The organism is Terriglobia bacterium (assembly GCA_020072785.1).
Classification (GTDB): Bacteria; Acidobacteriota; Terriglobia; order Acidiferrales; family UBA7541; genus Acidiferrum.
The window spans coordinates 270,965-285,168 of sequence record JAIQGG010000002.1; the positions used below are offsets into that span (position 1 = coordinate 270,965).

General features: G+C 65.2%; 13 protein-coding genes. 7 read left to right on the forward strand and 6 right to left on the reverse strand.

The window, feature by feature from the left end; translation table 11 throughout:
* Nucleotides 1-14: 14 nt before the first annotated feature.
* From LAN61_04475 to LAN61_04500, 6 genes are all read right to left on the reverse strand, one after another.
* On the reverse strand, nucleotides 15-512 hold the full coding sequence (locus tag LAN61_04475) for a GNAT family N-acetyltransferase (GenBank protein ID MBZ5539761.1): 498 nt from the start codon (nucleotides 510-512) through the stop codon (nucleotides 15-17).
* Nucleotides 513-574: 62 nt separating this feature from the next.
* Complete coding sequence (locus LAN61_04480; protein ID MBZ5539762.1) at nucleotides 575-1,399, reverse strand: ABC-2 family transporter protein; 825 nt, start codon at nucleotides 1,397-1,399, stop codon at nucleotides 575-577.
* 1 nt (nucleotide 1,400) lies between these two features.
* Nucleotides 1,401-2,249 carry an ABC-2 family transporter protein gene (locus tag LAN61_04485; GenBank protein MBZ5539763.1) on the reverse strand — a complete coding sequence of 283 codons (849 nt, stop codon included), beginning with the start codon at nucleotides 2,247-2,249 and terminating at the stop codon, nucleotides 1,401-1,403.
* Nucleotides 2,246-3,304, reverse strand: a complete 1,059-nt coding sequence (locus tag LAN61_04490; protein MBZ5539764.1) for an ATP-binding cassette domain-containing protein — start codon at nucleotides 3,302-3,304, stop codon at nucleotides 2,246-2,248. Before LAN61_04490 ends, LAN61_04485 begins: the two co-directional genes overlap by 4 nt.
* 123 nt (nucleotides 3,305-3,427) lie before the next feature.
* A complete protein-coding gene (locus LAN61_04495) occupies nucleotides 3,428-4,645 on the reverse strand; it encodes an ABC transporter permease (GenBank protein MBZ5539765.1) in 1,218 nt (405 codons plus the stop codon).
* Nucleotide 4,646: 1 nt separating this feature from the next.
* Nucleotides 4,647-5,402 (reverse strand): ATP-binding cassette domain-containing protein, encoded by a 756-nt coding sequence (locus LAN61_04500; GenBank protein ID MBZ5539766.1) that lies wholly within the window; start codon nucleotides 5,400-5,402, stop codon nucleotides 4,647-4,649.
* Between the two features lie 336 nt (nucleotides 5,403-5,738).
* Between LAN61_04500 and LAN61_04505 the strand changes: the two genes are divergently transcribed.
* The 7 genes from LAN61_04505 to LAN61_04535 all read left to right on the forward strand — a co-directional run bounded on the left by LAN61_04505 (nucleotide 5,739) and on the right by LAN61_04535 (nucleotide 14,172).
* Nucleotides 5,739-6,440, forward strand: coding sequence for a Crp/Fnr family transcriptional regulator (locus LAN61_04505; GenBank protein MBZ5539767.1), 702 nt, complete (start codon nucleotides 5,739-5,741; stop codon nucleotides 6,438-6,440).
* An 88-nt stretch (nucleotides 6,441-6,528) separates the two neighbouring features.
* On the forward strand, nucleotides 6,529-7,257 hold the full coding sequence (gene ric / locus LAN61_04510) for an iron-sulfur cluster repair di-iron protein (GenBank protein ID MBZ5539768.1): 729 nt from the start codon (nucleotides 6,529-6,531) through the stop codon (nucleotides 7,255-7,257).
* A gap of 381 nt (nucleotides 7,258-7,638) precedes the next feature.
* Nucleotides 7,639-8,895, forward strand: coding sequence for an efflux RND transporter periplasmic adaptor subunit (locus tag LAN61_04515; GenBank protein ID MBZ5539769.1), 1,257 nt, complete (start codon nucleotides 7,639-7,641; stop codon nucleotides 8,893-8,895).
* A gap of 27 nt (nucleotides 8,896-8,922) precedes the next feature.
* Nucleotides 8,923-9,915, forward strand: a complete 993-nt coding sequence (locus tag LAN61_04520) for a tetratricopeptide repeat protein (protein ID MBZ5539770.1) — start codon at nucleotides 8,923-8,925, stop codon at nucleotides 9,913-9,915.
* A gap of 180 nt (nucleotides 9,916-10,095) precedes the next feature.
* Nucleotides 10,096-11,298, forward strand: coding sequence for an ABC transporter permease (locus LAN61_04525; protein MBZ5539771.1), 1,203 nt, complete (start codon nucleotides 10,096-10,098; stop codon nucleotides 11,296-11,298).
* Nucleotides 11,299-11,417: 119 nt separating this feature from the next.
* Entirely contained in the window at nucleotides 11,418-12,743 is a 1,326-nt protein-coding gene (locus tag LAN61_04530; GenBank protein MBZ5539772.1) for a TolC family protein, read from the forward strand.
* A 46-nt stretch (nucleotides 12,744-12,789) separates the two neighbouring features.
* Nucleotides 12,790-14,172, forward strand: a complete 1,383-nt coding sequence (locus LAN61_04535) for an aminotransferase class I/II-fold pyridoxal phosphate-dependent enzyme (GenBank protein ID MBZ5539773.1) — start codon at nucleotides 12,790-12,792, stop codon at nucleotides 14,170-14,172.
* Nucleotides 14,173-14,204: the final 32 nt, after the last annotated feature.

Sequence of the window (14,204 nt, forward strand, 5' to 3'; positions counted from 1 at the left end):
GCGGATTGCTTTTGTCAGCGGGCAGGCAGCCGGCTGGAGGCTTCCTGAAGGGAAACCTGTTTTTTTCCGCCGGCCACCCACTGCGTGCCGACTTCGCGGAAGCCATAGCGCGCATGGAAGCGGCGGGAAACCTCGTTGGGCGGATGGATATCGAACTCGCAAGTCACCACGGCAATTTTATTTTTGCGCGCAAAGGCGAAGAGGTCGTCGTAGAGCGCGGCGCCCAGGCGCTTTCCCTGCACCGCCAGGGAGACCACGACACGGTCAACGTACAGGAATGCGCCGTAGCGCCCGCTAAACCAGAGATAGTTCGGGCTGTCGTAATCGGCGCCTTCGCGAAACGCCAGCAGGAAGGCCACGACGGCCGAACCCCGCTCGACCACCCGGTGATAGGCCGCCTGGCGGTGCAAGTGTTCCAAGCGGGGCAAGGTGAGCGGGCTGAGGAAGTGTTCCGATTCCACGTTGAGCGCCAGGATGGCCGGGAAATCGGAGATGGCTGCGTCGCGAATCATCGCTAATCCGAAGTTTTTATTTTTCGTTGCCGATCAGGCGGAATTGTATCACCCGCAGTGCCCTACGAGCCGGTGGAGGAGTAGCGGCGCAGGCCGAAGCGCCAGGCCGTGGCGGCGAGCGCCAGGGTGGCCGCGGCGACCAGCGGGATCAGCGGCGCGTAGGCGCGGAACTCCGCGCGGCCGAGCAGCCGCGCGCTGGGATAGAACGTGGCGAAGCCGAAGGGCACGATCCAGCTCAGCACGAAGCGGATGTAGCTGCTGTAGATGGAGAGCGGGTAGCGGCCAAAGGCCAGCAGGTTCCAGAAGGGCGGATGGATGCCGATGCGGTCCTCGAACCAGAAGGAAAACGTGGTCAGGAACAGAAACACCGAAATGTAAATGACGCCGCCGCAGAGGCCGAAAAACGCCAGCAGGGCGGCGTCGAGCAGCGTCCAATGGTGCGCGAGCCTGCGCCCCGCCCAGGCGACGATGACCAGTCCCACGAGCACCTCGTGGAACGACTCGATGCGGAAGGTTTCAAAGAGCACCTGGAAGAGCGAGGAGATGGGCCGCAGCAGCACGCGGTCGAATTTACCCTCCATGATGTAGGTGGATCCGAATTCGTAGAGGTTCATGCTCAGGACGTTAAACAGGCCGAAGGGGATCAGCGAGAAGCCGTAGAGGAAGAGGACCTCCTCCATGCGCCAGTTGGCGAGGCGAGGCACCTTCTGGAAGAGGGTCCAGACGAAGCCGAGGGAAAAGACGGTGGCGGCCACGGAGGTGGCCAAAGAAACGAAAAAGTCGGCGCGGTAGCTGACGCGCACCTTGGCGTACTGCGCGAAGTAGGCGCCGAGGAGGAGCGCGTGCCGCCGCAATTGAGACCCGAACTGGAAAAGAATCTTCCGCATCTCACCCGCCGTGAATGGTGATCTTGCGCGTCGCGCGCGTCCACCAGAGGTGGCCCAGCGCCAGCAGCGCCGCGACCCAGGCATACTGCAGCGCCACGAGGCGCAGCGAGTCCATCGGGGAGAGCATGCCCAGGTAGATCTGCAGCGGCGTTGAGGCGATGTGTTCGAACGGCAGCCACGAGGAGAGGACCTGCACAGCGTGCGGGAAAAACTTTAGCGGGATGAGCAGGCCGGAGAGCAGCTCGATCAGCCAGAACTTGGCGCGGATCAGCGCCAGGATGGATTTCAGGGGGATGGCGCAGGTGCCGATCAGGAAATTGATCGCGCCCATCAGGAAGAAGCTGCCGAGAGCGGCGAAGAAAAACAGCGCGAGGTGCACTCTCGAGGCCGGCGCCAGCACCGGGAAGAGCAGCCCGATGACCACCGCGACCGGCGCGGTGAGCATGATCAGGCGGAAGGCCGATTCGCCCATGGCCCGCGAGAGCCACATCCACTGGACGGAGACCGGCTTGATCAAGTCCATGGCGATCTTGCCTTCGATCACCTCGTAGGCCATCTCCTGGTCGATGGTATTCCAGTAGAAGGAGCGCAGGATCCAGCCGACGCTGACGTAGGTGAGGATCTGCGGGAGCGAGAAGCCGGCGATGGGCTCCGACGTTTGAGAAAAAACGGCGCGCCAGATGAAGTAGTACACCGTAACGTTGATGAGGTAGGTGAGGATGCCGGTGTAGTAGCGCATGCGGAAGGCCAGGATATTGACGAAGCCGATGCGCGCGAATTCGCGGTAGGTGGTGAGTGTGGCGCGGAGCGGCGTGCGCGCAGCGGCCAGAGAATGCGAAGCGGTGCTCATGGCTGGGAAGCGGAGGCGTCCGGGGTCAGGGCCTCGCCGCCGTAGATGCGCTTGACGATCTCTTCGATGGGCTCGTCCTCGATGACGAAGTCGCGCACTTCCACCGCGCCGAGAATCTGGCGGATGAGGTCCGCTGTGGCAAAGCGCTTGCGGTCGAAGACGATGCGGCAGGTCAGCTCGTCCAGGCGCTCGAGATGCAGCGCGCCGTTGGCGGGAGCGGCGGCGAGGGCCTGCTCGAAGGCCGCCAGACGCGGGATCTGCTCGCCGTCGCGCAGGATGAACTTGATCTGCTTGGTGCGCAGGAGCTGCTCTTTCAGCCCGGCGAGCGGGCCGTCGAAGAGCAGCGCGCCGCGGTCGATGATCATGATGCGCCGGCATAGTTCCTCGATGTCGTCGAGGTCGTGGGTGGTGAGCAGGATGGTGGTTTTGTAGCGCTCGTTGATGGCTTTCAGGAACTGCCGGATGTGGTCCTTGGCCACGACGTCGAGGCCAATGGTCGGCTCGTCGAGGAAGAGGATGGGCGGGTTGTGCAGCAGCGCGGCGGCCAGGTCGCAGCGCATGCGCTGGCCCAGCGACAGCTTGCGCACCGGGGTGTGCAGGAATTCGCGCAGCGCCAGCACCTGGTCGAAGAGCTCCATGCGCTCGTCGAAGTCGCGCTGCGAGACGTCGTAGATGCGCCGCAGCAGCTTGAACGATTCGATCACCGCGATGTCCCACCATAGCTGCGTGCGCTGCCCGAAGACCACCCCGATGGTCTTCACGTAGGCCGCGCGCTGCCGGAAGGGGACGAAACCGTTGGAGACGATCTCCCCCGACGTGGGCACCAAAATCCCCGTCAGCATCTTGATGGTCGTGGATTTTCCCGCGCCGTTGGGGCCGATGTAGCCGACCATTTCGCCGCGCGCGATCTCGAAGTTGATGTTGTCCACGGCTTTCAGCGTCTGGTAGTCGCGGTGAAAGAGGTTGACCAGCCCTCCGGCGATGCCTTCGCGGCGCCGGAAGGTGCGGAAGTGTTTGGAGAGCGCGCGAACCGAGATGAGCGGGCCGTCAGCCATAGAGTCAGGATTCTAACACTTGGACGGGCTTTGTCCGCTTTCGTGAAGGGGCCGCGGCCGCGTCGTAAAATTCGAGCGCTCCCGCAGGGGCGCGATCGATCGTGCCCGCCGGTAGCAACCACCTCAGGAGCGGAACAGCACCGACTCGCGCTGGAACATTTTCACGGCCAGGAAGATGGCCGCCCCCGCGTAGACGCTGGTGGAGAGAAAAATCAGCGCGATGTAATTCCAGTGGTAGGTGCCGACCATGAGCTCCTTGCAGAGCAGGCTGACGTTGAGAATGGGAATGACCGCGAGCTTGGGCGTCAGCTCGATCCCCGGCAGCATCGAGGCCACCGCGGGGATGATGACCACGAAGGTCATCGGCGTGAGGTAGCTCTGCGCTTCCTTATAGCTCTTGGCGAAAAGCGAGATGGTCAGCATGGCCGCGGCGAAGAGCACGGCGACCGGCAGGGCCATGAGAAAAACGGCCAGCACCGCGCCGAGGCTGAGTTTCAAGTGCCCGGGCGCGACCTGGCCGCCTTTTCCGGCCATGTCGAAGACCCGCAGCCGGCCCATGGCCCAGAAGGACACGCCCATGGAAAACACGGAGAGCGCGGCGGTGGCCAGCGAGGCGGTGAGCACCAGAAAGAATTTGCCGAACACCAGCTGGGTGCGTGAAACCGGGCTGGAGAGGATCGTCTCCATCGTGCCGCGCTCTTTTTCCCCGGCGGTCAGGTCCATCGCCGGATACATCGCTCCGGTCATGCACAGCAGGATGACCATGTAGCCGACCAGCCCGCCGAGCGCCGCGCCGCCCACCTTCTCCGGCGGGGCTACGTTTTCCTGCTTCACCTCGAAGGGCTGCAGCAGATTTTCCGGGAGGTTTCTTGCCGCCAGGAGGCCTTTCACCACGTCGTCGCGGTAGCCCTTGAGAAATGTTTCAATGCGGCTGGCGGCGAACGTGGACTTGATCTCGCCCTCGTAGCTGTAAATGATGACTTTCGCCGGCCGGTTCTGCGCGACCTGCGCCTCGAAGCCCGGCGGAATCTCCACCGCCGCGCGGATCTCCTTGTTCTCGATCTGCTGTTTCCAGTTGCCCGTGGCGGGCACCACCTGGAACTGTTCCAGCGCGCGCAGTTTTTCGGAGAGACGCGGGGAATCCGCGCCGCCCAGGAGCATGATCCTGGGCGTCTCCTGCCGGGCCTTGCCGATGAGCACCGAGGCCATGGCGCCGAAACCCACAGAGAGCAGGGGAAAGAGCAACAGCGGCACGACAATGGTGGAGATGAGCGTGCGGCGGTCGCGCAGCGCCTCGGTCAGCTCCTTGCGGTAGACAATTCCGGCGTAACGCAGGCTCATCTCAGATCTCCCCCGCGCCGGTGTGATGCGGCCCCACGACCTTCACGAAAATCTCCTCGAGGTCCTGCTCGCCGTGCTGCGCGCGGAGCCCGGCCAGCGTGGCTTCGGCGAGCAGCTTGCCGTCGTGGATGATGCCGATGGTGTCGCAGAGCTTTTCCACTTCGCTCATGACGTGCGTGGAGAAGATGACGGTCTTGCCGCGGTCGCGGCACTCGCGGATGAAGGCAAGGATGGTCCGCGCGGTCATGACGTCCAGCCCCAGGGTCGGTTCGTCAAAGATCATCACCGGAGGATCGTGCACCAGCGTGCGGGCGATGGAGACCTTCTGCTTCATGCCCGTGGAGAGTTTGTCGCAGCGCCGCTCGCGGAAGCTGTCCATTTCCAGCCGCGCGAAGATTTCCGCCACGCGCCGCTGCAGCGTGACCTCGTCCAGCCCGTTCAGCCGCCCGAAGTATTCCACCATCTCCTGCGCCGTCAGCCGCGGATAGAGCGCCGTGGCGGTGGAGAGAAAGCCGACGCTGGCGCGCACTTTTTCCGGCTGCGCGACGATGTCGTAACCGGCCACGGCGGCCGTGCCGTCCGAGGGCTCCAGGATGGTGGCCAGCATGCGCAGTGTGGTGGTCTTGCCCGCGCCGTTGGCCCCCAGCAAGCCGTAGACCCGCCCGGGCTGGCAGGTAAAGCTGACGTTTTCCACGGCGTGGATCTCTCCGCGCTTCTTGTCCCGAAACCGTTTGCAGAGACCGCGCGCTTCAATCATGGCAAGGGATCATGGGATCGGACGTTTCCGGCTGTTCAGCCTTTATGGCAGCTGGGGCATTGCTTGGCGTCGTAGTTCTCCGGCGCCACGCGGAACATCCCGTTGCACTGGATGCACACTCGGTGGATGGCGGGAGCGCCCGGTGGCGGGACCGGTGGGGGCCCTTTATGTTCGGGCTTGTTTGCTTGGGGTGCGGCCGGTGCACTGCTCATGAGCGGATTCTAGCACGAGACCGGCCGCCGCCGCGCCCACGCGCATTCCCGTTGGCCGGACAGGGAAACGCCAGTAGAATCGAGCGGTTGCACCGGCGCGCGCGGTGCGGGAAATGAGGCGGCTTTGCCCCTGGGCGCAAACGCAGAAGCGATCTTGCGGCGGATTCCCCTGTTTGCCGGGCTGACGGAGAGCGAGCTGCACGCCCTGGCGGCGCGCGTCAGCTCCAGGCACTTCGGCCGCGGCGAGCTGCTGTTTTCCGAGGGCGATCCCTGCCAGGGTCTGTTCATTGTCGCCGCGGGCAAGGTGCGCATCTTCAAGATGTCCGCGTCCGGCCGCGAGCAGATCCTGGCGCTGGAAGGCGCGGGCAGCACGATTGCCGAACTGCCTGTCTTCGACGGCGGCAACTATCCGGCCTCGGCCTCGGCCGCCGAAGATGCGGAAGTGCTGTTCATCTCCCGCAAGGATTTCCAGAACTTCTGCCGCGAGCATCCCGAAGTAGCGCTGAAGGTGATTGCCGTGGTCGGCGGGCGCCTGCGCCGCCTGGTGGGCATTATCGAGGAGTTGTCCTTCACCACGGTGCGGCAGCGCCTGATCACCCTGCTGCTGCGCCTGGCGCAGGAGAAAGGCGCCATGAGCAAGCAGGGAATCCGCATCGAGCTGGGCGCCAGCCACCAGGAACTGGCCGCGGAACTGGGCACGGTGCGCGAACTGGTGTCGCGCAACTTGGGGCGGCTGCAGGCCGAAGGCCTGATTGAGGTGGAGGGCCGGGAGATCATCGTGAAGGACGCCGCCGGGCTGAAACGCGAGCAGGCGGCCGCGGAATGAGGCCGATCCCCGTTTTTCCCGCCCCGTGACTTTTGTCACTGCCAGCCCCAGCAGGCCTCTCTAGGATGAAGTCATCAGGGAGGCGAAAATGCAACTTTCGCATGACAGCAAATTGAAAGATGTGGTTCTGAATCATCCCGCGACGGCCGTGGTCCTGGAAAAGGCCGGCCTGGATTACTGCTGCGGGGGCAAGCAGACGCTCGGCGAGGCGTGTATGCAGGCGGGCATGCCTCCGGAGGAACTGCTGGCGCGGCTGCAAGAAGCGGCGAGCGAGGACTCGCCGGAGAAGCAGAATTGGGCCGCGGCGCCGCTCGGGGCGCTGGCCAGCTATATCGTCGAAAAGCACCACGGCTACGTCCGCGAGGCTCTGCCGCGCATCACCGCGCATCTGGAGAAAGTGGCGGAGAAGCACGGCGAACGCCACCCCGAACTCTTCAAGATCCGGCAGGATTTCGACCTGGTGAGCCGCGAGATGACGCAGCACATGCAGAAAGAGGAGATGATTCTTTTTCCCTTTATCCAGCAGATGTCCGATGCGGTGGAGAGCGGCGCCGGGCTTTACGCGCCCTTCTTCGGCAGCGTGCAGCAGCCGGTCGCGATGATGATGCAAGAGCACGATACGGCTGGCGGGCTGGTCAACGAGATGAACAGCCTGAGCGGCGGTTATGTGGCGCCCGCCGACGGCTGTACCACCTATGAGCTGGTCTACCGCGAGCTGGCGGAATTCGACCACGACCTGCGCACCCACGTGCATCTGGAGAACAACATCCTCTTTCCCCGCGCCGTCGAGCTGGAGCAGAAGCTGACGTACCGCTAGTCCGGGTTGCACGCGCCGGCCCGCCGGGAGACCTCCACCCGGCGGGCTTTTTTTTGTTTCCGGGGCTGGCGGCATTCCAGGGAGCGGTGGGGACATCCACATCCAGCGTGACCGCAAAGCGGTCAACACTACTGGGCTGGGTGTGGGCTCTCGCCGGACTCGCGCAAGAGGTTGCTGGAGAAAGCGCTCGGGGAATTGCTAGAATGAAGGATATCGGCTAGGAGTGGAGCGCCCTGCGGTCACACTGGGAGTTGACCGCTGCGCGGTCACACATGGAGAGGTTGGCGAGGCAGCGCTGCCGGCCGGCATCCCCGCACAACTGGAGCAAAGTGCCGCGGAACGGCGGGAGGATTGTGGTCCGGCCCCGGCAAACGGATAACCATGGAACGCAAGCTGCGAAATCGGATTCTGTTGTTCCTGCTGCTGGCGGGCGTGATCGCCTATGTGCTGGTATGGATGAGCGGGCGCCAGCCGGCGGCCAAAATCGCCGCGGTCCTGCCCGCGCGCGAGAATTTGGTGGCCTCCATCAGCAGCAACGGGAAAGTGGAGCCGATCGCGCCGTTCGTGATGCGCGCGCAGCTGGCCACTTTCGTGGATAAAGTCTATGCGCTGGAAGGACAAAGCCTGCACAAAGGGCAGCCGATCCTGGAGCTGGACGTAAAGGACGCCGCGGCGCAACTGGCGCAGGCCCGCGCCAGTCTGCTGCGCGCGCAGGACGATCTGCGCGCCGCCCGCGCCGGCGGGCGCAGCGATGACATCGCCCGCGTTACAGGGGATCTGGTGCGCGCGCAGGCCGAGCGCGACCGCCTGCTGCGCGACAACGAAGCCCTCAAGCGCCTGGTGGCCCAGCAGGCCGCCACCAAGGACGAGCTGGCCGCCAACGAAGTGGCTCTGGCGCGCGCGCAATCCGAATACAACCGCCTGGCCGCGGTTAAGCAGGAGTTTGCCCGCCAGGTGCTGCTGGACGCCCAGCGCGCCGCCCTGCAGGTCGAGCAGGCGCGCAGCGAAGTGGCCGCGCTCGAGGAAAAGGTCCGCGAGAGCCGCGTCGTGGCTCCCGCCGACGGCACCTTGTATTCCCTCCCGGTGCGCACCGGCGATTTCGTCAAGGTTGGCGATCTGCTTGGGGAGATGGCCAATCTCCGCCAGGTGCGCGTGCGCGCCTTCATTGACGAGCCGGAGCTCGGCTCGCTGGCTCCCGACGAGCCGGTGACTATTACCTGGGACGCTCTGCCCAGCCGCTCCTGGCAGGGCCGCACCACGGTCATTCCCAAGCAGGTGGTGGCGCGCGGCACGCGCAGCGTCGGCGAGCTGTTGTGCGCCGTGAACAACGACAAGCTCGAGCTGCTCCCCAACACCAACGTAAACGTGCTCATCAACGCCAAGGAGCGTCAGCACGTCCTGGCCGTGCCGCGCGGCGCCGTGGAGCTGGAAGGCGGGCAGCGCTATGTTTTTGTCGTCAAGGACAACGATCTGGGCGTCGGCAAGAAGCACCTGGAGAAGCGCCAGGTGCAGGTCGGCATCGCCAGCCCCACCAGCTATGAGATCACCGGCGGTCTCCAGGAGGGCGAGTATGTCGCGCTACCGAGCGATGTCGATCTGAAGGACGGCATGGCCGTGCGCGTGGTCAATCTGGAGTAGCAAGCGGGCGGCGGGGCAGGGTTTCCGATGCGCAGCTCCATCCTGGCACTCTTTCTTCTGGCCTCCGGCCTCGGGGCTGGCTTCACCGCGGCGCAAGGAGATTCGCGCGCGCTTTTCGAAGCGGGCCGCCAGGCCTACGAAGCCAGCCGGTATCCCAGGGCCGTGCAGCTTCTCCAACTGGTTGTGGCGGGCGATTCCCGGAACGCCGACGCTCTGCTCCTGCTGACCAAGTCCTACATCGAACTGGCGCAATACGACAAGGCCGTGGACAGCGCCGAGCGTGCCGTGGCCCTCGCCCCGCAGAGCTCCCTCTACCATCAGTGGCTCGGCAAGGCCTACGGCGAAAAGGCCGAACACGCTTCCTGGTTCTCCGCGATCTCCCTGGCCAAGAAGACGCACAAGGAATTCGAGATCGCCGTGCAGCTGGACGAGCACAATTTCGCCGCCCGCCAGGACCTCATCGAGTTCTATTGCAGCGCCCCGGGCATGGTCGGCGGCGGAGTAGATAAAGCCACGCCGCACATCGCCCGCCTGCTGGTGCTGGATGCCTCCGAAGGGCATTACGCGAAGGGCAACTGCCGCCGCCAGAAGAAGGATTTTGCCGCGGCGGACGCCGAATTCACCCTAGCCCTGGAATCCGGCCCGAAAGCCCCGGACCTGATCTACGACATCGGCGACTATGCCGTGAAGCAGAAGCAGCCGGCGCGCCTGCTGGCTGTCGTGGAGGCCGGCCAGAAGGCGGATCCCGCCGATCCCCGCGGCGATTACTACCAGGCCGTCGCCTTCCTCCTGAAAAACGAAAAAGCCGAGCAGGCCGAGCAGCTCTTGCGCTCCTACCTTCAGCGCGCACCGGTGCGCAACGCTTATCCGCGCCCCGCCGCCGCGCACGACTGGCTGGGGCACGCCCTCGAACGGCAGGGCAAGATCGCCGAGGCCTTGCAGGAATTTCGGGCCGCCCTGCAGGCCGATCCACGCAACAAGGATGCGCGTGAGTCCGTGGAGCGTCTGGAAAAGCACTGAGCGGACTCTCGCCAGAAAGAGATCCCATCGACGCACTTCTCTTCGGACCACGCGGCGGCGCCAGGAAACGCGCGATGGCGCTGGCGCAGATCGCAGCGCAGGATGACGGCATGGCCCTCGATGCGCGAAGCGCCATGGTATCGTTTGGAGGTAGACCAGTGAAGGGCCGGGCATAAGCCGATGATGAATCTGCGCGAGACATTCACCGTTGCCACCGACGCGCTGCGCGCGAATAAGCTGCGCGCCATCCTCACCTCCATCGGCGTGATCATCGGCAGCGCTTCCCTGGTCCTGGTGGTCACCGTGGCGCTCACCAGCCGCAAGTTCGTCATCTCCCAGATCGAAGGCGTGGGCTCCAACCTGGTGTGGGCGGAAATGGTCAAGCCCCCGGACAAAGTCCTGCCTCTCAGCCACGAAATTACGCTTGCGGATATGGAGGCCGTGAAGGCCTCGGTGCCGGAGGTGGTGGAGGTGGCGGGCATCCGGGAATTGCCCATGACCGCCATAGTCGGCGGCACGGTACGGGCGGTGAATCTGATCGGCGTTACCGAGGGTTACCAGACCATCCGCCGCCTGGTGATTTTCCGCGGCCGCTTCTTTGATTCCGTGGACATGGAGACGCGCGGCAAAGTCTGCCTGATCACCGAGCAGCTGGCCGCGCGGATCTTCCGCCAGGGAAACCCCATCGGCAAGCCCCTGCGCATGGGCGAGCTGACCTTTACGGTGATCGGCGTGTTCCGCGAGCGCGTCACCACCTTCGGCCTTTCCGAGATCCAGGACGAGTCCGTGCTCATCCCCTTCACCCTGATGAAGTACTACACCGGATCGGACGTGGTGCGCCTGCTGGACGCCCAGGCGCGGCGCCCCGAAGACGTGCCGCGCGTGCAGCGCCAGATCGAGCTCTTGCTGCGCAGCCGCCATCCCGCCGAAGCCGAGTACAAGGTGCAGACCCTCACGGCCATTCTTGCCGCGGCGCAGAACATCTCCCTGGCGCTGACCATCGTGCTCCTCCTGATCGCCTGCATTGCCCTGCTCATCAGCGGCATCGGCATCATGAACATCATGCTGGTCACGGTTACCGAGCGCACCAAGGAGATCGGCATCCGCAAGGCCATCGGCGCCTCCCGCCGCGAAATCCTCGCGCAGTTTCTCGTGGAAGCTTTTCTCCTCAGCGGGGGCGGCGCCGTGATCGGGATTCTGGTGGGCCTGGCCATTCCCGCGGTCATCCAGCCCTTTCTCCCCGGCAACCTGCGTGTGCCGGTTTCCGGCCTTTCCGTGGTGATCTCCTTCGTAGTTTCCTGCTCCACGGGGATCTTCTTCGGCTACCTGCCCGCCAACGAAGCCGCCAAGCTGCAGCCCGTCGAATCCTTGCGCTACGAGTAACGCTGGGGCGGGGAAGAGAGTTTGGCGCCGCCCCGCCAGGGGTAGAATGAGCACAGCCAGCACAAGGCCGGCGGCACATCCAGGGGGACTCCGGGAAGGTCCTGCAGGGGGAGACAACGATGGCACGCAAAACGTGGGGAAAGAGACTGGTGGGAAGCGCGGCGCTGGCGGTGCTGCTGTGCGCGACGCTGCAGGCGCAGAGCCAGCCGCCGGCGGCGCCCGCAACGGTGGCGCTGACGCTCAAGCACGCCATCGAGCTCGCTCTTCAGAACAGCCGCGACATTCAAGTGGCCCGCATCCAGACCAGCCTCGCCGAACGCGCCGCTTACGTCACCAAGGCCGAATTCCTGCCCAACCTCTACGCCGGCTCCGGTGTGGGCTACACCAAAGGCATTCCCGAGACTCCCGGGGGACGCGCGCCTTCTCTCTTCAACGTCACCTATACCGAGCAGGTCTTCAACCGCCCGCTCTGGGGGCAGGCCCGCGAGCTGCAGGAACAGGTGAGCGCGCAGAAGCTGGTGCTCGAGGATGTGCGCAACAACGTGATCCAGCGCACCGCCACGGCTTACCTCGAACTCGGCAAGGTGCGCCACTCCCTCGAGCTGCTGCGCAGCGAGCAGGCCAGCTCGGAAAAGATTCTGCAGATTACCCGGGAGCGCCAGAGCGAAGGCTTTGAGTTGCCCCTCGAAGTGACCCGGGCCCAGCTCACGCGCGCCCGTATCGTCCAGCGCATTTTGCAGCTCGAAGGCCGCGAGGACGAGATCGAAGTCTTTCTGCGCAACCAGCTGGGCCTGGCCGCCGAGCAGCCCCTCGAGGTGACTCCGGAGGAGCTGCCCGGAGCCGCGGAACAGGCCGGCGCAGACCTCGTGGCCCTGGCCCTGCACGACAATGTCGCCGTGCAGATCGCGGAATCCGATACGCGCGCCCGCGAATTCCGCCTGCGCGGCGAAAAGGGCGGCTACCTGCCCACCCTGCAGGCCGTGGCCGTTTACAGCCTGCTCGCGAAATTCAACAACTACGAACAGTTTTTCACGAGCTTTGAACGCAACAACGTAAATGTTGGGATGCAACTGCAGATTCCGCTCTTCAGCGCCCGCGTTAAGGCCGCCGTCGGCGTTGCGCAGATCAATCTCGATGCCGCCAAGGCCAACCTGGCCAACAAGAAGACCGAGGTTTCCGCCGACGTCCGCCAGAAGACGCGGCGCATCCGCGAAAGCGACGCCGCGCGCGAGGTCGCACGCCTGGAGCTGCAGGTCGCCCAGCAGAACGCGGCCCTCCTCCAGGCCCAGTTCACCGAGGGCAAGGCCAACCTGCGGGACGTTGAAAACGCCCGCCTCGACGAGAACGAGAAGTGGATGGCCTTTCTCGATGCCACCTTTCAGCGCCAGCGGGCCCAGCTCGACCTGCTGCGCACCGCCGGCCAGCTCGACAAGGTGTTCCAATGATCCTCCTCCGCCCGCGGCGCGCCCTGGCGCCGCTGGACACCCGCTGATGCTGGAGCGCGACTCGCTCGCCGTTTTTCTCGAGGCCGCGCGGCGCCTGGATGCAGGCTTCGCGGCGCTGCCGGAGTTTGCGACCGCTGCTCCCGGCATGGAGCGCTTCCCGGAAGTCCTGTTCGCCGCCGCCGACCGCCTGCGCGACAACTATCCTTACTTCCACCCGCTCTACGCCGGCCAGATGCTCAAGCCGCCGCACCCCGTGGCGCGCCTCGCCTATGCTCTGGCCCTGTGGATCAATCCCAACAATCACGCCCTCGATGGCGGGCGCGCCAGCTCGGCCATGGAGAAAGAAGCGGTCGCGGAACTCGCCGCCATGTTCGGCTGGCGGGATTTCCTCGGGCATCTTTGCGGCGGCGGCACCATGGCCAATCTCGAAGCCCTGTGGATTGCCGGACAGGTGCACCCCGGCAAGACCATCCTCGCTTCCGCGCAGTCCCACTACACGCACAGCCGCATCTGCGGCGTCCTGCAGCTGCCTTTCGAAGCGCTGCCCTGCGATGTCCGCGGACGCATGGATGGCGCGGCGCTTGCGGCGCGCCTGGCGCGCGGCGGCGTGGCCGCCGTCGTGGCCACCCTGGGCACCCCCGGCACCGGCGCCGTCGATCCGCTGCCGGAGATCCTGGCCCTGCGTGAACGCCACGGCTTCCGCCTCCATGTGGACGCCGCTTACGGCGGCTATTTTGTCCTGGCGGAAAATCTCGGTGCGGAAGCGCAGAGCGCCTTCGCGCGCCTCGGGGAAGCCGATTCCCTCGTCATCGATCCCCACAAGCACGGCCTGCAGCCCTATGGCTGCGGCTGCGTCCTCTTCCGCGATCCCGGCGTTGGCCGTTTCTACCGGCACGATTCGCCCTACACCTACTTCACCTCCGCGGAGCTGCATCTCGGCGAGATCAGCCTGGAATGCTCCCGCCCGGGAGCCGCGGCAGTGGCGCTGTGGGCCACGCAGAAGCTGCTTCCGCTGAGCCAGGGCGGGGAGTTCGCCCGCGGCCTGCAGCGGGGCCGCGAGGCGGCGCTGGCCCTCTATCAGAAATTGCTCCGCGACGCCCGCTTCGTCGTCCCCTTCGAGCCGCAACTGGACATCCTCGTTTTCGCGCCGCGGGCGCCGAGCGTCAGCGAAGCCTCGGCGCTCTCCCGGAGCATTTTTGCCGCCGCCGCCCGCCGCCAGCTCCATCTGGCGCTGGCGGATTTGCCCGTGGAGTTTTTTGCGGACCAGGCGCCAACCATGCGCCGCGACCGCGCCATGCTCACCTGCCTGCGTTCGGTGCTGATGAAGCCCGAGCACCTGGACTGGATCGAAAAAATCGCGGAACTCCTCTCCGCCGCGGCCGAGGAGGTGCTCGCTGCAAGCAGGGGTACGGAGACGAACCAGCCCTGAGGAATTGGTTTGGGCCGGGAAAGCCAGTCGGG

Coding starts and splice junctions, on each gene's coding strand:
- LAN61_04475 (MBZ5539761.1), bottom strand. CDS start 512: ATGATTCGCGACGCAGCCATCTCCGATTTCCCGGCCATCCTGGCGCTC.
- LAN61_04480 (MBZ5539762.1), bottom strand. CDS start 1,399: ATGCGGAAGATTCTTTTCCAGTTCGGGTCTCAATTGCGGCGGCACGCG.
- LAN61_04485 (MBZ5539763.1), bottom strand. CDS start 2,249: ATGAGCACCGCTTCGCATTCTCTGGCCGCTGCGCGCACGCCGCTCCGC.
- LAN61_04490 (MBZ5539764.1), bottom strand. CDS start 3,304: ATGGCTGACGGCCCGCTCATCTCGGTTCGCGCGCTCTCCAAACACTTC.
- LAN61_04495 (MBZ5539765.1), bottom strand. CDS start 4,645: ATGAGCCTGCGTTACGCCGGAATTGTCTACCGCAAGGAGCTGACCGAG.
- LAN61_04500 (MBZ5539766.1), bottom strand. CDS start 5,402: ATGATTGAAGCGCGCGGTCTCTGCAAACGGTTTCGGGACAAGAAGCGC.
- ric (MBZ5539768.1), top strand. CDS start 6,529: ATGCAACTTTCGCATGACAGCAAATTGAAAGATGTGGTTCTGAATCAT.
- LAN61_04515 (MBZ5539769.1), top strand. CDS start 7,639: ATGGAACGCAAGCTGCGAAATCGGATTCTGTTGTTCCTGCTGCTGGCG.
- LAN61_04520 (MBZ5539770.1), top strand. CDS start 8,923: ATGCGCAGCTCCATCCTGGCACTCTTTCTTCTGGCCTCCGGCCTCGGG.
- LAN61_04525 (MBZ5539771.1), top strand. CDS start 10,096: ATGATGAATCTGCGCGAGACATTCACCGTTGCCACCGACGCGCTGCGC.
- LAN61_04530 (MBZ5539772.1), top strand. CDS start 11,418: ATGGCACGCAAAACGTGGGGAAAGAGACTGGTGGGAAGCGCGGCGCTG.
- LAN61_04535 (MBZ5539773.1), top strand. CDS start 12,790: ATGCTGGAGCGCGACTCGCTCGCCGTTTTTCTCGAGGCCGCGCGGCGC.